Origin of the sequence: Providencia sp. JGM181 (assembly GCF_018257375.1) — a bacterium.
In the GTDB taxonomy this organism is placed as follows: Bacteria; Pseudomonadota; Gammaproteobacteria; order Enterobacterales; family Enterobacteriaceae; genus Providencia; species Providencia lanzhouensis.
In genome coordinates this window covers 13,425-29,894 of sequence record NZ_JAERJY010000027.1, presented here as the reverse complement: position 1 = coordinate 29,894, position 16,470 = coordinate 13,425, and the positions used below count along the sequence as shown (strand labels likewise).

At 42.6% G+C, this 16,470-nt stretch carries 19 protein-coding genes; 2 read left to right on the top strand and 17 right to left on the bottom strand.

Annotation, left to right across the window (positions count from 1 at the left end):
- Window positions 1–300: 300 nt before the first annotated feature.
- The gene (locus JK188_RS06005) at window positions 301–1,266 is read left to right on the top strand and encodes an OmpG family monomeric porin (RefSeq protein WP_211887662.1); all 966 of its coding nucleotides are present in this window, start codon (window positions 301–303) and stop codon (window positions 1,264–1,266) included.
- 90 nt (window positions 1,267–1,356) lie between these two features.
- On the opposite strand, the gene JK188_RS06000 is transcribed toward JK188_RS06005, so the two are convergent.
- From JK188_RS06000 to JK188_RS05965, 8 genes are all read right to left on the bottom strand, one after another.
- The gene (locus tag JK188_RS06000) at window positions 1,357–2,370 is read right to left on the bottom strand and encodes a sulfate ABC transporter substrate-binding protein (protein WP_211887695.1); all 1,014 of its coding nucleotides are present in this window, start codon (window positions 2,368–2,370) and stop codon (window positions 1,357–1,359) included.
- Window positions 2,371–2,553: 183 nt separating this feature from the next.
- Window positions 2,554–3,531 (bottom strand): 6-phosphofructokinase, encoded by a 978-nt coding sequence (gene pfkA / locus JK188_RS05995; protein WP_132497045.1) that lies wholly within the window; start codon window positions 3,529–3,531, stop codon window positions 2,554–2,556.
- A gap of 411 nt (window positions 3,532–3,942) precedes the next feature.
- Window positions 3,943–4,887: a phosphatidate cytidylyltransferase gene (locus JK188_RS05990; protein WP_036950825.1), complete on the bottom strand. Its 945-nt coding sequence runs from the start codon at window positions 4,885–4,887 to the stop codon at window positions 3,943–3,945.
- Window positions 4,884–5,525, bottom strand: coding sequence for a lysophospholipid acyltransferase family protein (locus tag JK188_RS05985; protein ID WP_211887660.1), 642 nt, complete (start codon window positions 5,523–5,525; stop codon window positions 4,884–4,886). The genes JK188_RS05990 and JK188_RS05985 overlap by 4 nt, the downstream gene beginning before the upstream one ends.
- 237 nt (window positions 5,526–5,762) lie before the next feature.
- The gene (locus tag JK188_RS05980; protein ID WP_154603263.1) at window positions 5,763–6,518 is read right to left on the bottom strand and encodes a M48 family metallopeptidase; all 756 of its coding nucleotides are present in this window, start codon (window positions 6,516–6,518) and stop codon (window positions 5,763–5,765) included.
- 254 nt (window positions 6,519–6,772) lie between these two features.
- Window positions 6,773–7,354, bottom strand: coding sequence for a HutD/Ves family protein (locus JK188_RS05975; RefSeq protein ID WP_211887659.1), 582 nt, complete (start codon window positions 7,352–7,354; stop codon window positions 6,773–6,775).
- A 154-nt stretch (window positions 7,355–7,508) separates the two neighbouring features.
- On the bottom strand, window positions 7,509–7,796 hold the full coding sequence (locus tag JK188_RS05970) for an addiction module antidote protein (RefSeq protein WP_108479168.1): 288 nt from the start codon (window positions 7,794–7,796) through the stop codon (window positions 7,509–7,511).
- On the bottom strand, window positions 7,793–8,095 hold the full coding sequence (locus JK188_RS05965) for a type II toxin-antitoxin system RelE/ParE family toxin (RefSeq protein WP_132497042.1): 303 nt from the start codon (window positions 8,093–8,095) through the stop codon (window positions 7,793–7,795). The genes JK188_RS05970 and JK188_RS05965 overlap by 4 nt, the downstream gene beginning before the upstream one ends.
- A 291-nt stretch (window positions 8,096–8,386) precedes the next feature.
- On the opposite strand from JK188_RS05965, the gene JK188_RS05960 reads away from it, so the two are divergent.
- Window positions 8,387–8,968: a hypothetical protein gene (locus JK188_RS05960; RefSeq protein WP_154634176.1), complete on the top strand. Its 582-nt coding sequence runs from the start codon at window positions 8,387–8,389 to the stop codon at window positions 8,966–8,968.
- Between the two features lie 34 nt (window positions 8,969–9,002).
- Here JK188_RS05960 and JK188_RS05955 read toward each other — a convergent pair whose 3' ends face one another.
- The 9 genes from JK188_RS05955 to JK188_RS05915 form a co-directional block, all read right to left on the bottom strand.
- Window positions 9,003–9,221 carry an ogr/Delta-like zinc finger family protein gene (locus JK188_RS05955; RefSeq protein WP_119246396.1) on the bottom strand — a complete coding sequence of 73 codons (219 nt, stop codon included), beginning with the start codon at window positions 9,219–9,221 and terminating at the stop codon, window positions 9,003–9,005.
- 64 nt (window positions 9,222–9,285) lie between these two features.
- Window positions 9,286–10,395, bottom strand: coding sequence for a phage late control D family protein (locus JK188_RS05950; RefSeq protein ID WP_211887657.1), 1,110 nt, complete (start codon window positions 10,393–10,395; stop codon window positions 9,286–9,288).
- The gene (locus JK188_RS05945; protein WP_006812851.1) at window positions 10,392–10,838 is read right to left on the bottom strand and encodes a phage tail protein; all 447 of its coding nucleotides are present in this window, start codon (window positions 10,836–10,838) and stop codon (window positions 10,392–10,394) included. Before JK188_RS05945 ends, JK188_RS05950 begins: the two co-directional genes overlap by 4 nt.
- Before the next feature lie 2 nt (window positions 10,839–10,840).
- Entirely contained in the window at window positions 10,841–13,669 is a 2,829-nt protein-coding gene (locus tag JK188_RS05940) for a phage tail tape measure protein (protein WP_154634174.1), read from the bottom strand.
- The gene (locus JK188_RS05935) at window positions 13,662–13,781 is read right to left on the bottom strand and encodes a GpE family phage tail protein (protein WP_006816450.1); all 120 of its coding nucleotides are present in this window, start codon (window positions 13,779–13,781) and stop codon (window positions 13,662–13,664) included. Before JK188_RS05935 ends, JK188_RS05940 begins: the two co-directional genes overlap by 8 nt.
- Before the next feature lie 14 nt (window positions 13,782–13,795).
- A complete protein-coding gene (locus JK188_RS05930; protein WP_006816451.1) occupies window positions 13,796–14,104 on the bottom strand; it encodes a phage tail assembly protein in 309 nt (102 codons plus the stop codon).
- An 11-nt stretch (window positions 14,105–14,115) separates the two neighbouring features.
- Window positions 14,116–14,631, bottom strand: coding sequence for a phage major tail tube protein (locus JK188_RS05925; protein WP_006816452.1), 516 nt, complete (start codon window positions 14,629–14,631; stop codon window positions 14,116–14,118).
- A 2-nt stretch (window positions 14,632–14,633) separates the two neighbouring features.
- Window positions 14,634–15,806, bottom strand: a complete 1,173-nt coding sequence (locus tag JK188_RS05920) for a phage tail sheath protein (RefSeq protein WP_154634173.1) — start codon at window positions 15,804–15,806, stop codon at window positions 14,634–14,636.
- A 113-nt stretch (window positions 15,807–15,919) separates the two neighbouring features.
- Window positions 15,920–16,462: a tail fiber assembly protein gene (locus JK188_RS05915; protein ID WP_154634172.1), complete on the bottom strand. Its 543-nt coding sequence runs from the start codon at window positions 16,460–16,462 to the stop codon at window positions 15,920–15,922.
- Between the last annotated feature and the right edge of the window lie 8 nt (window positions 16,463–16,470).

Below are 16,470 nucleotides of genomic sequence, written 5' to 3'. Positions count from 1 at the left end.
AGACAGCAATCTACTAGGTAATGAAAAGTTAGCTAACCCACTAATTTAAATACCTATACCATCAAAAATTAACCATAGACAACCTCAAGATAATTCATTTAGATTGCTTGCGTCGGCTCGCCGACTTTTCATGATTGATATTCTTTATTCTGTAAATTAGTTGTGTAATAAAAATCAATGGCTCCTTATTAATTATAATTAGATCCTTATCCACAGAGCCCGACATACTCTGCCTTATTATAATTAATCTGTGAGTCCATCGATTTTCAATCATTAAATAATTAAAGCCTTCTATAAAGGATGAATATGAAGTCTATAACGGGTTTAATTCTTAATACTGCAATTCTTAGCACAGCAATCATTTTCCCTACTGCCAGTTATTCTCAATCCAGTGATAATCATTGGCACGTTAAAACCAATGTGTATGTCGAGCTCGAAGAGTATCAAGGTCAGCGGGATTCACTGAATAACAAAGTGTATGACAAAGCCAGTATGATAGGTAAGTTATCGCTGAGTAATCCGGCATCCACTTGGTCGTTTGATCTCGAACACCGAGAAACCTTAAGAAATCACGGAAAAAACTTCGCCAATTCCAGAGATTCCTACATTCGTAATCGAACCCAAATCGGTGCAACCAAACAGTTCATTAAAGATAAAATTTCCAACCTCGATGTCAATTTCACCTACCGCAAAGAATCTAATGATGGAACGCCAGGCTCTAAAGCACGCTCATCCAACAGCCTCTATTGGGTTATGCCTTCTGGTTCAATTAACCTTGATGAACGATGGACATTTAATTATTGGGGTGCACTTTACTACTACAGTAATTTCTATGTGGCCAATAGCTACGAATTTGAATCTGAAGTTGGCGTGAGCTACAAACTCACCGATAGCATTAAAGCCAAAATCAGCTATTACAGCGATAAAGCGTGGGATAATGAGTTCACCACCCAATCCTTACAACGCCAAATTCGCCTTGGCTTACCCGTGACTATAAATCAAGACTGGAGCATTTCCCCTTATTTCCGCTATCTCATTAATGATAATGAATACAACAATAGAGGCTCAATCACTCAGCAACTACGTAATGGCTACCGTATCGGAACTCAAGTGGAATACAAAATGACACCGAAGTTAGCATTATGGGGCGGCGTTGCCTATGAACCCACTAAATGGAAATACCCGAAAGGTGGTGAAAAAACATCAGGAAACAGTAATAAACAAACGATGTATCTCGGTCAGCTAGGCGTGAAATATAGCTGGTAGCGATAAACATTCGGTAGTTATAAATTCCTAGCCGTTCCGCCATGATAGCGGACGGTTAGGAGCTTAATTTGGTCTTTAAATCGTTAGCGATTAGCGGCGAATGATTTCATCAAAGATCCCACCATTAGCAAAATGCGTTTTCTGCGCTTGTTGCCAACCACCAAAATTCTCATCCACGGTGAGCAATTTCAATTGTGGAAACTGGTTTTGATATTCTTTGGCTACTTGAGCATCTCGCGGACGATAATAGTTTTTTGCGGCAATTTCTTGCCCTTTAGGTGAATACAAAAATTCCAGATAGGCTTGTGCCACTTCACGATGATCTCGCTTATCCACTGTTTTATCGACAACAGCAACGGTTGGCTCTGCCAAAATGGAAATACTCGGGGTAATAATTTCAAAATCCCCCTTCGCACCTAACTCATTAATGGCTAACAACGCTTCATTTTCCCACGCAATCAGTACATCGCCGATTCCACGCTCTACAAAGCTGTTGGTTGCCCCTCTCGCCCCAGAGTCTAGCACTTCAACATTTTGATAAAGCTGCTTCACAAACTGTTTTGCCTTCTCTGGGTCATTCTGATTTTTTTCTAATCCATATCCCCATGCCGCCAAATAATTCCAGCGTGCGCCTCCGGATGTTTTCGGGTTCGGCGTCACAACCGAAACGTCTTTTCGAATCAAATCATTCCAATCATGGATATTTTTCGGGTTATCTTTACGCACTAAAAAGACAATAGTTGAAGTATAAGGCGCGGAGTTATCAGGGAGCTTTTTCAGCCAGCCCGGATTAATTTTGCCGCTTTGTGCAATCGCATCCACATCATATGCCAAGGCTAGCGTCACCACATCAGCCTCTAATCCGTTAATCACCGAAGTGGCTTGTTTACCGGAACCGCCATGAGACTGGCGCACCGTCACTGTATCCCCCGTTTTTGCTTTCCAATAATCACCAAACTCTTGATTATATTGGCGGTAAAATTCGCGAGTCGGGTCATAAGAGACATTTAAAATTTGGATATCTTTCGCCCATGCTCCCGCAGTTAATAACAATAAAGAAAATGCCGCTATGGGATAGCGTGAACTTTGCCAGAAACGTACCATCATCCTTTTCTCCATTAATTGAATACGGAATCAGGCTGACAGATACCCACGGCAACGGGAAATACCGAAAAGGTAAATCTTATAAATAAGAGGAATATCGAGGGGAACAAGGGCAATCTTCGCCGATATGGTCAGCATAATGCCAACCATACCGGTGAGATTTGCAATAATAGAGGTGAGAAATTAGTACAGTTTTTTCGCTGTTTCCAGCCAATCTTTCTTGAAGACGCGTTTCATGTTCATGACCGCATCAACAATATCATGGTGAACTAATTTTTCATTTTGGATCCCCACACAACGCCCGCCGTAGCCTTCAAGCAGCAGTTGGATAGAATATGCACCCATGCGAGAAGCCAAAATACGGTCATAAGCCACTGGAGAACCACCGCGCTGAATGTGACCTAATACAGTTGCACGAGTTTCATGATGAGTTTCTGCTTCAATGTATTTTGCTAACTCATCCACATCGCAAACGTGCTCGGTGATCGCGACAATCGCATGGCGCTTGCCTTTTTCAATCCCACGTTTGATTTCTGACAGTAACTCCTCACGGTTAAATGGCATTTCTTGTTCTGGCAGAACTAAAAACTCACAGCCACCTGCAATTGCCGCAGAGAGGGTGAGATCGCCACAATAACGCCCCATCACTTCAACGATAGAGATACGTTTGTGAGAAGTCGATGTATCACGTAAGCGGTCAATTGCTTCAACCACAGTTTCTAACGCAGTGAAATAACCGATGGTGTAGTCTGTTCCAGCAACGTCGTTATCAATCGTGCCTGGTAAGCCAATGCATGGAAAACCTAGTTCAGTCAGGCATTTAGCACCAAGGTAAGAACCGTCACCACCAATAACAACCAATGCATCGATGTGGTTTTTCTTCAGGTTTTCAACCGCCACTGCGCGGACTTTTTCATCACGGAATTGAGGGAAGCGCGCAGAGCCTAAGAATGTACCGCCACGGTTGATCATGTCCGAAACGCTATAACGGTCTAATTGCTTCATACGGTTTTCATAAAGGCCGAGGTATCCATCAAAAATACCCATCACTTCTAAACCTTCTGCGAGAGCTGCACGTACTACGCCGCGGATCGCCGCGTTCATACCCGGTGCATCTCCACCGCTCGTTAACACTCCAATTCTTTTAATCTGCTTGACCATGATGACCTCTGATTAATGAACATAAATTGCAAATCTATGAAAAAACCACCGCACTGCTCTGATATTCACTACAAGTTGCTGACGGATTAACCGCTAAAACTCAGCCAATAATTTTGCTGAATTGATTCAATAGCTGGAATAATACGACAAAGCAAGGATTATGCATGGGTTTTCCCGCCGACTTTTATGTTTTCTTGTGATCTCGATTACATAATTTTAGCTCAAATGACGAAAACTAACCCACTCAACGTAATCATCTTACTTCGAAGTACAAATTAAGTCTCGATGATACCATGTTAATCTCAGCACGACCCCATCATTGCAAGATGCAGAGCATTTTCCCATAAAAAAAGCACCCTACGGTGCTTTTGCGGTTATTGAAAAATAGAAAAATCTATTTATAACAGGCTATTAGGTATAAAAATAACGCGTTAGGTGGAAGAAAATTGGTGCGGCAAAACATAGGGAATCAATTCTATCTAACATTCCACCATGTCCTTCAATAATGGCACCAAAATCTTTGATCCCGCTATCGCGTTTAATGGCAGACATACACAGGCCGCCCACAAAGCCCATTAACGTAATCGCCAATGACATAAGCCCTGCGGCCCACCAACTAAATGGCGTCACCCAATACAAACAGATACCAATTAACACTGACGTTAATATTCCGCCAATAAATCCTTCGACGGTTTTATTTGGGCTAAGCTTAGGCACAATAGGGTGTTTACCCAGTAACTTACCAAAGACATATTGCAGCACATCAGAGATTTGCGTGACCACAATTAAAAACAGCAGCAACTTAACGTTTTCCCCTTGGTAACCTTCAATATTCAGCATCAATAATGCCGGTACGTGGCTCAAGCAGAATACCGTGACCAACATACCCCACTGTATTTTCGCCGTGCGTTCGAGGAAGTGGTAAGTATCCCCCGCCAACGCGATTCGCGTCGGTAAAAACAAGAAGACAAACACGGGTACAAAAATCGAGAACATCCCATACCACTCAATCCCAACCAGCACATATTGCAGAGGAAGGAAGACGAAAAAACACCAAAATAGCGCTTCATGGTCGCTACGGCGAGTCGGTGCTAGCGTAATAAATTCCCTTAATGCAAAGAAAGAGATCAATGCAAACAGGATCACGACCCCGATATTCCCAAGTACCACCGCCAAAACGCAAACGATGCACATCACCCACCAAGCACGAATACGCGCATTTAAGTTATCAATGGTTGGGTTACTTTTTTCCCCTGAATAACGGTATGCCAGAATACCGCCTATCACGCTGGCGACCATCAAAATACCGAAGACACCGGATAACAGCAGTGCTAATTCACGATCCCAAAGACTCATGGCATCATCTCCTCAAGTGCAACTTTCGCTCTTTGCAAAAAATCCGCCTTATTTTCATCTTCAGTCAGTGGGGATAGTGGCTTCCCAACCGTTGCTGAACAGATAACTGGAACCACGAGCTTTGTTCCTTTCGGTAGCACGCGATTTAAATTTTCCAAATACACCGGGACGACTTCAACATTGGGATATTTTTTTGCTAAATGATAAATTCCGCTTTTGAAGCTACCCAGTTCCTCGCCATCTCCTCGAGTTCCCTCTGGAAATAAAATTAATGAATGGTTTGCAGCAAGCACCGCTTCTAGCGGCCCAAGGACAGACTCTTTTGCAGGTTTGTCCCCTTTTCTATCAACCAAGACGGCTCGAAACACTTTATTGACGAGGTAGCGACGAAATGGTGTGCCATCCCAATAATCTTTCGCGGCAACAGGGTGAACAAAATGGCGCATTAAAGGAGGCAGCCCTGACCAGATAACCAACCCGTCGAGGTGACTTGAGTGGTTAGCATAGTAGATGCGGGGGGTAATAGCCGGTTGGCATCCGACCCAACGTGTACGGACACCCGTTAATAAACGACAAGTACCGGACAACAGCATTCCCATTCCTTTCGCCAGTAGAGAAACTCGCTGTGTTTTTTCCATCTTTTTTCCTTGCTCTCTTATCGAGCACAAATAAAACAATGATAAAAAAAATTCTTAATCGTATTTTCTTAATAAGATATGCAGCGTCGAACAAGAGTACAACTGGATAAGTTCTGATTTGTGACTTTATTTTCACCACCAGAATTAAGATAAAATGCAGGTTATATATAAAACTCAGATGTTAGATAAAAAATGGGGAAGCCTTAGCTTCCCCATTAATATCATTCAAGATAAAAATTATTTTTTATCTGCCGCGATACGGTCACGGATATGTTGTGCACGCTCATCTGACGGTGGGTGAGAGTCAAACATGCTAGTTTCTTTGCTACCCAGTTTTGCTAATTTGTCAAAACCAGTCACTAAGCCTTTAGTATCCACACCACGTTTTTTCAGCAGATCATAAGAGAAATCATCCGCTTGGCTTTCTTGATGTTGAGAGAACTGAGAGTTAACCAGTTTTTGACCCAGCTCACCTAACTGTGAAGAGCTTAATTGAGTCGCAACATCGTTACCTGATGCGGCTGCCGCAGTACGTGCTGCAACTGCTGCATAAGCAACTTGCATTGCTTTACGGGTATGACCTAAAGCAACGTGACCCATTTCGTGACCCAGAACGCCTTCAACTTCGTTGTCGTTCATGATGTCCATCAGGCCGCTGTATACACGTACACAGCCATTTGCCATTGCCCATGCGTTCACATCTTTAGTCATGTAAACTTTATAGTTAACCGGAGTACCGTCAACTTCACTACCCAGTGCTTTAGCAATTTTGTTTAAGCGTTGAGTATATTTGCTTGAAGCTGGAGCAATTTTGTTTTCTGCATCCATCTCTTTACAAGCGTCATCACTGAATTTTTTAACATCTGCATCAGATAATGTTGCAGCTTGGAATAATTGCATTCCAGAGTTGGTCATCAGCCCAGTGTCCATACTCTTACAGCCAGTCATAATGACCGCAGAAACTGCGACCGCAACAAGCGCCTTCATTTTCATCTTCTTTTTTTTCCTTGCTACAAAAATTATATTACTGTTTTTAATAAACCATTCTCGTTCTAATAACGATTAGGAGATATAGCCTAAAGATTCTGTTTAAAATCACAATAAGAATAAAGCCATTAAATAAGCAATCTATGAATTTGATAACAATTTTGTCCAAAGAGTGAAATTATCAGAATTATCCGCTAACTAAATAGTCGCGATTTGACTGAGTTAAATCACTCTAAAATGACTTAAATGGCTTTGCAGCGTTATCTTTCGAATAACTCAATCACACAAAAGTCCCCATGATGCTCAGGAGAGGCAATATATTGCGTAGGAGTACCTGATTTTTCGACCAATAGGGTTTCAAAATCATTTAAGACTGAGTGCTGCCCATCTACCTGCAACTCTAGCTTGCCCTGTAAGTTAAAAATCAGCACACAGTTTCCATTACTGATCCACGAGTTTGCTGACTCACAAGATACCCATTGCAGCCGAGCTGAATACTTTTCAGGGTTGTAAATCAAATTAAAATCGCGGATGGCTTCATTAATTAATTCGGCATACACATCACTTTCACCATTAAAGGCGTGAAATTGCTTTTGTAATAAAGAAACTGGCAGGTTTTTATCTATCTGCAACACAATCCCGGTGCCTTCCAATACGCCAATAATGCGCTGTTTATTTGGGAAGAAAGAGAATGAGCCCGCGGATTTTACGTCTGCAATCGACACTCGCCAGTCAAAATTTTCTAGCCCTTCCCCGTGGCTTCTTGCGAGTTCTAACGTAAATCCTTGCCCATTTTTCCAAGGCATTTTTTTATAATCTTGAGCAGTAAGTTTCTGGATCATGGCGCAATATGACCTCTTTGGATGTGTGAAAATCTATTTTGCAAGTGTTCGGAATAATCGCTGGAAATGAAGATAGTACGTGGAAAGTGAATGTATAGACAACATATCAGTAATAAAAATATTACTGATAGTAATAGAAGAGTAAAAAAGAGGGTTATCTTGCGCTCTTAAATTGCAACTTTAGTCCTAGTGAATGAACTATCTTCAAGATAGTGGTAAATGCAGGGTTACCTTCACCAGATAGTGCCTTATATAGCCCTTCTCGGCTCATTCCTACTTCCTTTGCTAATTGGGTCATATTTCTCGCTCTCGCAATATCGCCTAATGCTGCAAGAATGAGTGCCGTATCGCCTTCTTCTAATATTTCATTAAGATACAGCTGAATTTCTTCTTCGTTCGTTAAGTGCTCAGCAATGTCATACTCTTTTATTTTAATATTCATAGATCACCTTCAATTTCACGAAAAATTTGTTTGGCTTTGTCGATATCTTTTTGCTGCGTCGATTTATCACCACCGCTGATTAACAATACGATTGTATTATCAATCTTTCTTAAATAAACGCGATATCCTTTCCCTTCATGTATTTTTAATTCAGAAAAACCATCACCTATTGATTCAACATCACCAAAATTGCCTTGCTTCAAACGCCGAATTCTTACCTGTATTTTTGTTTTTGCTCGAATATCTTTCAGGTCATGCATCCATCTATTAAAAATATCTGTCGTTAGTACAGTCAGCATAGAGCCTCCCTTCTCGCTATCTGTTAACTATAGTTATCACACTCACATTGTCAACTATAGTTAACATAGTTCCATTTAACACAAAAAAAAGCCCCTTAAAAAGGGGCTATAAAGACAGGGATGGTGTTCATTATATAAGCGTAATGCATTGTTATATAAAGCCTTATGCTAATCACCGTCCATTGTCCGTCCACATCGACCATTATTGACCAATTAGCCCCTCTTTTGAGGGGCTTTACTTATCTTCAAAACCGGACTCTAATTTAAGTCCAATTTAATTGAGGGCATGTAATGACTAACTTTCTGTCACGTTCAACCAAAAACATTCTAACTTTTACTTTTCTATCATTCGCATTTTCAAATCTTGCGTTTTCAGCGAGCTATCTTTCATCTAAAAACGACTGTACAAAACAAAATCACACTTATGCAACCGCAAGCGATGCAATGGAATATTTCAGTGATTTTTACCCAGAAAATAACTCACTTGAAATCATTAGCGAGTCGCCACTAAAGATCAGATTATCATCATCAGCGTATGAGCAAGATAGCCAAAGCCTAAAAGAAACATTAACCAAACGCGCGGTGATTTACGGGATTTATCGCAGCTTAATTAATACCCCAAACAATTCTGTTACTGTTACTTCCTACCTCATTTCAGATAAAAAGAAATTGGGTAGCAGCCCTGAATATACAGTAACAATTAGTAAGCCACAGGCATTAGAGATCACTAAAAAATATATTCCTATAAATAGTCTTGATGACCTGATAGATGAAAGCTGCTCTTTCACTGACCAGTTTAATGAATTGAGATTTGATGACAGTGGCAAGAAAGGTTTTGATGAATTCTTTAATGAATTAGTCAATGCAGGTTAATCATTATTGCCCCTCACATTGAGGGGCATATTTTTTATAATGACAAAGAGGCTTGCTGATATTTATTAGGGTGAGGGTTTACAGCTTCTACAAGTTTAGGTTTAACCACAAATCTTGATACTGATTCATGACTCACAAACGTTGCACCACAATTAATATTCTGGCACTGGTTATAACGTTCTTTGGTTTCTTTTGAGACTTGCTGAGAACTACGGGTATGAGCTGCGTAACCGCAAAGAGGACAATTCATCATGATAATATACCTTTCGTCATGATGTTAATATTGCATACAGTATAACATGTGATTTTATACAGTGTTAATTTTCTTCTCCCGCCATATCGAGATCTGAAACTTTTACCTCAAGCTCTAATGCGCTCATATACCCACTATCATTAAGTGAATGAACAACCCGCGTTAATGTCCACTCAGCATTATCAATTTCAGGCTTAAACCCACTCACTATTATCGGCATTTCTGGATATAAATCTGCACGCCCTCGCGCAAGCTGAATAGAAAACGAGGCAACCCCGCGTTGAATCTTTTCCCACTGCGCCTTAGCAGCTCTTGCCGCATTTTCTTTAGTCGCATAGGTATGGGATAACGTCAGTACATTGCCCAGCTCCCCCGCTAAATATTCGCCTTGCTTTTCCTTTGGCTCATTTTTTTTCACCGGTGTTTTATTGTTGTTTTTTCGCTTTCGCTTCACTGCAACTTCTTTTTTCTTTTTCGGCTCGCGAGTGTCTAACCAGTTTGCAATTACTCCCGTGTACGCCCCTCTATCAGCCAAAGAAAAACGGTGTCCATCACCGACGGAACGAGTAATAAACATCGTTTGAATTCGCTGCCCTGTCGCAGTTAATCCCTCCCCCTGCCGCATGAATAATAAATTGCCATCTTTTACGGCAACAATTGCCCCCTCGGTTTTAGCGACTCTCGTCAGAAATGAGCCATCTGACTCATTCGTTTGGTCAATATGGGCTAACTTTATTTTATCCAACCTTTCATTTATCACTGGCTTGAGCTTGTTACGTTCCGCAATTGTTCTCACAATATCGCCCAGCGTTTTTTGATGATATGACTGCTCACGTTTGACGTTTAACGTGTCACGAAAATCAGCACTACGTCCGCGAATAGTCAACTTATCAGGTACACCGCTATGCTCAATTTCATCAACCGTGAACGTACCTTTATAAATTAATGGCTCATTTTTCCAGCCCAAATGAAGTGATAGTGTTTCCCCGCGCTTTGGCAATGCCAATTTCCCGTCGCTATCATCCAGCTCAATATCAAGCTGATCGGCTTCAAACCCTCGGTTATCAGTCATTGATAATGACATTAAACGCCCTTGGATTAGCGCATTGATATTTTCACCACCGGCAGCTAGCACAAATGCCGGTGTCGATTCATCCCCCGTAAACATACTCATAATGGCAATGCCCCACGGAGATCACTCAATTGCTTACTCAAATCACCAAACATTTCACTTAATGACTCGTCTGTCCGTTTCAACTTCAACGTGAAATCTATTTGTCTAGCGGCACCATCATCAAAAAAGTAACTTTTTGATTGTGTGATTTCTTCAATGACAAACATCCCGTAAATTGTGCCGGTTCCATCGATCAGAGACCATGCCTTACCAGTATCTGCCATTAACTCCAAAGCCAATAACGATAACTTACCGCCAGTTAATGATGGAAATAACGAACCACTTAACGAAATATCATCACTATCAGGACCAATAAACTGGAATGCAGGTCGCTTACCGACGCGGTTATTAAATCCGTATCGATATTTTTTATTAATCTGCATCATTTGATAGGGCGTTGTTCGCAAATGAAAAATAAATACGCCTAGTGCTGCCATTGCCATAATTAATATTCTCCACTGTCTTGATACTGGCTTAACCGCCTTGATTGCTTTCTTCGCTCCGCTTCTTCTAATTGCCTTGCAACCTCTTTTCCAATATCCACGGCTGATTGATTCGGTGTAGGATGAATATGAATTTCAATCGGGGATCGACTAGACTCACTGCGATTTTGAGTGATATTAACTGGGGTAGAAACGTAGTTTTTAGCCGGCAGGGCATAGGGATGAATCGGCTTATCTGCCGCTGCCGACATTGACCCTAGTGTTAATGCTGCCGCAGCCAATGCCGCTGTACTTTTACGACTGGTCACATTCGCAGGACCATTAACAATCTCAGGACCATACTCACCCACAATGCCAAATTGACCACGTGGAATATAACCGCCACTATCAAATAACCCTGCAAGTGACTTACCCGCAACGGATGCACCACTTGTCTGAGTCGCCAATCTCGCAGCTTTGGCATCATCTGATAACATCCATTCAGGTAATAAATCTGTCGCCGCCTGCTTAATTTCGGCAAATGTAGATTTTAGTGACTCCCATTTTTCAAGAATACCGTTCTTCAAACTATCGATAATTTCACCACCGATTTGCTTGAAACGTTCGGGCAATGCAGTCACATCAGCGACAATCTCATTCCATTTATCTGAAATTGTTTTTTTAATCAATTTCCACATGCGCGACGTCACAGACACAATTTTATCCCAATGTTGATAAACCAAACCAACTAACGTCCAGTTCATGACATAGGATTTAATCCCCTCCCAAAATTGATTAAAAATCTGCGTCACACCATCCCATAGCGCTTTTGAATAACGCACTATTCCATCCCACACTTTGATGATTGGCTCAATCGTCCACTTCATAATGAAAGATTGAATGACATCAAAGGCATCCTTAAAAATACCTGCGACTAAATTCCACACGCCTTTCACATAGGGACCTATCTTGTCCCAATGCTTGTAAATCAAATAAGCCGCACCCGCAATGGCGGTAATAATTAAGATAATCGGGTTAGCTAATAACGCCCTTCCCAACATCATAAACGCAGATCCAATCAGCTTAATTGGCTTAATCAGCAACGAGAGGAAACCACTACCTTTAATGCCTAACACTGACAAGCTGAGCTTCGCCATCGCAAGTGGACCAATCATGGCAGCAATCATCAAAGATATGCCACCGCCCACCGCCAGAACTGCACCAAGCCCCAATGTAATCATTGTCAGTGTTTTAACTATTTCAGGGTTTTTCTTTGCCCATTCACCAAAGCTTGAAATGATATCGGTGACGCTTTTAGCTATGTCACGCAATGGACTATCGGCACCACCAAAGATTTGAATCCCGACATCTTCATACGCTGACGTGAGGTTTTTCAAATCACCGTCAAGGTTATCGGTCATGGTTTTAGCCACTTTTTCGGCTTCACCTTTTGCGGCTTTGATTTCTGCAATCATTGCCTGCAATTGACCCGAACCCGCCTGATCAACAAGTACAGATAATGCAGAAAATGCCTCTTCGCCAGCTATATGCTTGAACAACCCTGCTCGCTGCGCAGTACCCATTTTTTTAGTTTTCTTGTCCAACTCGGCAAGAATAACGGGTAACTCACGTAAGTTGCCTTTCGCATCTCTAGTTTTGATACCCAGCTTTGTGAGAGCTTCGGCGGCTTGCTTTGGCGGCTCAGCCAAGCGCCCCAAAATAGATCGCAAACCAGTACCCGCCATGCTGCCCTGAATACCTGCATCACCTAGCTTGCCGGCGGCAACTGCTGCCGTTTCTAAGTCAACACCAAGCCCTGACGCCACTGGCGCAACATATTTCATGGTATCGCCGAGCATGTTTAAGTTGACGTTAGAGCGTGTAAACGTTGCGACTAACGTGTCGCTCACACGGTTCATTTCATCCGAGTTAAGTTTAAAGCCGGTTAAAATATTAGAGCCAATATCCGCCGTAGTGGCTAAATCAATGTCTCCGGCGAGTGACATTGATAATGTGCCTTTCATCGCATTTTTAATTTGCTCAGGTTTAAAACCAGCCATCGCATAGAACGCTTGCCCTTGTGCGACTTCATTCGCCGTAAATGCCGTCGTTGCACCCAGATCACGCGCCTGCTCTCTCAGCATCTTGTAATCGTCTGAGTTTTTATCCAAACGAGTCAAAGCTTGTACTTTCGACATGCCGATTTCAAAGTCATAGCCTGGTACTAAGACTTTTTTTGCCGCATAACCAATCCCAACCCCTGCGGCTGTCATGCTGGCACCAGCTCCAGCCATTTTGTTTCGAACGTCCATGGTTCTTTGATAGCCATCTTTCGCCGCCGACATACGCCGCTCTTGATTGGCGACACGTTTTAATTGCTGCTCTTGTTGCTGCAATCGTTGATTAGCCGAGGAAATATCACTATTGAGTCTGGTTTGAGCCTGACTTAACTGGCGGGTCGATATGCCGCTATTTTTCAGCGCTTCTCGTTGTCGCTGTAGCGATACGCTTAACGTTCCCGCTTCCATTTTTAGCTTAGCAGCGGCAGACTTGGCACGTTCAAATTCTCTGGACTGCGCCTTTGTTGGGTTTTGTACTGAGGATAATTCGCGCGAAAGCTGGCTCACCTTTTCGGTGGTTTTTTGATAAGCATTATTTGCAGCATCAAGGGATTGCTTTGTTTTCTTAAAGCCATCAATTTGCTGAGCTTGATTGTTGAGTTCTTTTAATTCTTGGCGAGACCGGCGGAGAGTTTCCGCCAGTTTTTTATTGGAATCTTGAGCGCCGCGTAGTGGCTTTGTGAATTTATCAACGGCACTTAAAATCACCTGTAAACGTAAATCTTTACTCATCTTCAACACCGCTACGTTTAAGGGCGTGATAACGCCATTCTAATAATTCAGTCAAAGAATAATTTTCGGTTACTGCCGGCGACCAGTGAAAAATGGTGGCAATATCTGCCACCAAATCATCAACGGTTAGTCGTTCTGGAAATCGGAAGTCACCGATTTCGGTAGCAAAAAAAGCACTAACTCCTTGGTCAAATTCAGCATGTCTGCTGGATTCATGAGGATAAGTTCAGGCTTGGTTAGTGCCGGTGCCGTGACGCGAGGTAAAACCAACATCGCTGAATCAACATCCATTTCCATTAATGCCGCAAGACGAACACCGCGTAATGCACCTGAATTAGGTTTACGCACAATAATTTCAGTGATCGTCGTTTCACCACGGGTCAACGGTTCATCTAATGTCACGGTGATGTGAGTATTTTCTTTTTGTTCAGTCATTTACTTTTACCTTATAGCCCTAATGCTTCACGATGCGCCGCCATGCGGTCAACACCACCGACGATCTCAATCATGTTGATAATGTCGATTTCAATCAGCTTTTCACCGTTCATTTCCAGTCGGAAATAAGTCGGTTTTACGCTCAGTTTGGTTTGAGAGTTATCCCCCTCTTTCACGTTACCGGCGTCAATTTCGCTGTATCGACCACGCACGACGATTTCAACTGCGTGGACTTCCCCAATATCATCACGTTGGATTGACCCATTAAATCGCAGTTGAACACCGTCAATAGTTTCAATTCCCCACTGGCGGTAGATTTGAGCCTCCATCCCGCCAAGAGTAATCTCCATATCCAACGCGCCATCATCCAGCCCCATATCAATTTGAGCTGAGCCATTCATGCCGCCGCCGCGATACGCTTCAAATTTACGAGTCAGTTTGGGTAAAGTGACTTCCTCGGCAATACCCATGTAATTTTGACCATCATTAAAGATGTTCATGTGTTTAAACTTGCGTGGTAACGCCATGACTACCCCTTAATTTTTGAGCTGAAATCTAACAAATAGCGATCAGTGATCCGCTGGCGCAACAATAAGTTTTCGAGTGGTGCAACTGGCGTATAGTCATAATCAAGATAGGCTTTGCCACTCTTCAACTCTTCTTTTACGTTGATTTTTTCATCAAACCAACACTCACCACCCAACAAATACCCTTGGTTTGTCATGGCGCGTAATTTCGCGTTGATACCGTCGATAATGTCTTTCACTAGCGTTGGTGTCAGTGGCTTGTCAACCGCCCATGCCTGCCCTTCTGCGATGGTATCTGCCAGCACTTGTGCGGTACGCGTGTAAGATTCAAAGGCAAATAATGGATCATCGGAACAAGTGCGAGACCCCCAGAATCTAAATCCATCATTACGGATCAGTGTCGTAATATCGTTTTCGTTAAGTAAGCCCGCATCCGTGGCTGGGTCTTGCAAGTCCCATGACACATCGGCAGAAATACCCGTGACACCATTGACCCCTACGTTAGATAACGTTTTATGCCAGCCCATCTCATTGTCGATTTTTGCACGTAACCCCAATGCCGTTGCCGTTGCATAGATATTACTTTCTGCATTAGCGACTGTGTCCCAGCCTTGAAATTCTGGGTAAATCAACATAAGTTCGCGCTGGCTAAAATTCTGACGATACTCAATTGCCTCTGATACCGTCTTACAGCCATAAGCGCTGATATATGCCATAGCTCGCATCTTTTGAGCGATGCCCGCCAGTGATGCTGAAACGGCTTGTGTGTCATGACCCGGCACAGCAATAATGCGCGGCTTCACACCCACACGGCTTTGCGCGACGGTTAACGCTTGCAAGCCTGTTTTGCGTCCTTCCGCTGTTGACCCGCCAATAATATTTGATGTGGTTTCCGCTTCGGTTTCACCTTGCTCAACACGGACAACAACCGTCACCGGCTTTGATTGATTTCCGATTGCTTCTAACGCACGGGCTAACGTTCCGGTATCTCCTGCTTTTCCCGCAGCATCCATCACATCAGTAATTAAAACCGGTGTATTGAGTGGAAAATATTTGGCATCAGCATCATCGGCAGTACAAACCATGCCGGCGATAGCTGTATTAATGGTGCGGATAGGGCGCGTACCCTCGTTCAGTTCGACGACTCGCACGCCGTGGTGATAATCTTGAGCCATTACTAGCGTCCTCTATTTTGCAATAGTTCAATTCTGGATGTGGGATAAGTGAAATGCACGGAATGGGGATTGTGTGAGAAATGAAACAAAGCCCCATATGGGGCTTGTAATAATTATTCTGGCTTAACACCCCAATCAATATCTGGGGCTTGTGACGTGTCTACATCTGCAACCTTGACGCTGTAGATTTCCCATGCGATCAATAAATCTTTTTCTTCATCTGTTGCCATGCCTAAGCGTACTTTACGCTCTAAAATCGTGATATTTTTTTCAGCTCCATCAGCAAGTAATTGCTTTTTCTGCTCCGCGTCAGCAATAAGCTCTTCTTTTGATGGTGGCGGCTTTGGTATCCATTGATTACCATCCCACACATCATCCCAGCTATTTGGCTTAATAGCCGTGACATTTTCAGGCAATGCACCTAATTCATTAATCACAAACAGAGATGCATTCAATGTGCTGTAATATTCTCCGCCTCGATGATCCTCAATGTATACCCACTTATTATCTTTAAAGACACATGCATACCCAAGCTTATCTTTTAACGGCTTCTTTTCTGTCGAAAATGGCGGAATTTCAGACCCGTCGTAAGGCTCCGTAGCATTCTGAAATTCACCGGTAAAATTATCATAGTGATAGAGTTTAATTGTTTCCATTTACAATC

Coding starts and splice junctions, on each gene's coding strand:
- JK188_RS06005 (WP_211887662.1), top strand. CDS start 301: ATGAATATGAAGTCTATAACGGGTTTAATTCTTAATACTGCAATTCTT.
- JK188_RS06000 (WP_211887695.1), bottom strand. CDS start 2,370: ATGGTACGTTTCTGGCAAAGTTCACGCTATCCCATAGCGGCATTTTCT.
- pfkA (WP_132497045.1), bottom strand. CDS start 3,531: ATGGTCAAGCAGATTAAAAGAATTGGAGTGTTAACGAGCGGTGGAGAT.
- JK188_RS05990 (WP_036950825.1), bottom strand. CDS start 4,887: ATGAGTCTTTGGGATCGTGAATTAGCACTGCTGTTATCCGGTGTCTTC.
- JK188_RS05985 (WP_211887660.1), bottom strand. CDS start 5,525: ATGGAAAAAACACAGCGAGTTTCTCTACTGGCGAAAGGAATGGGAATG.
- JK188_RS05980 (WP_154603263.1), bottom strand. CDS start 6,518: ATGAAAATGAAGGCGCTTGTTGCGGTCGCAGTTTCTGCGGTCATTATG.
- JK188_RS05975 (WP_211887659.1), bottom strand. CDS start 7,354: ATGATCCAGAAACTTACTGCTCAAGATTATAAAAAAATGCCTTGGAAA.
- JK188_RS05970 (WP_108479168.1), bottom strand. CDS start 7,796: ATGAATATTAAAATAAAAGAGTATGACATTGCTGAGCACTTAACGAAC.
- JK188_RS05965 (WP_132497042.1), bottom strand. CDS start 8,095: ATGCTGACTGTACTAACGACAGATATTTTTAATAGATGGATGCATGAC.
- JK188_RS05960 (WP_154634176.1), top strand. CDS start 8,387: ATGACTAACTTTCTGTCACGTTCAACCAAAAACATTCTAACTTTTACT.
- JK188_RS05955 (WP_119246396.1), bottom strand. CDS start 9,221: ATGATGAATTGTCCTCTTTGCGGTTACGCAGCTCATACCCGTAGTTCT.
- JK188_RS05950 (WP_211887657.1), bottom strand. CDS start 10,395: ATGAGTATGTTTACGGGGGATGAATCGACACCGGCATTTGTGCTAGCT.
- JK188_RS05945 (WP_006812851.1), bottom strand. CDS start 10,838: ATGGCAATGGCAGCACTAGGCGTATTTATTTTTCATTTGCGAACAACG.
- JK188_RS05940 (WP_154634174.1), bottom strand. CDS start 13,669: ATGAGTAAAGATTTACGTTTACAGGTGATTTTAAGTGCCGTTGATAAA.
- JK188_RS05930 (WP_006816451.1), bottom strand. CDS start 14,104: ATGACTGAACAAAAAGAAAATACTCACATCACCGTGACATTAGATGAA.
- JK188_RS05925 (WP_006816452.1), bottom strand. CDS start 14,631: ATGGCGTTACCACGCAAGTTTAAACACATGAACATCTTTAATGATGGT.
- JK188_RS05920 (WP_154634173.1), bottom strand. CDS start 15,806: ATGGCTCAAGATTATCACCACGGCGTGCGAGTCGTCGAACTGAACGAG.
- JK188_RS05915 (WP_154634172.1), bottom strand. CDS start 16,462: ATGGAAACAATTAAACTCTATCACTATGATAATTTTACCGGTGAATTT.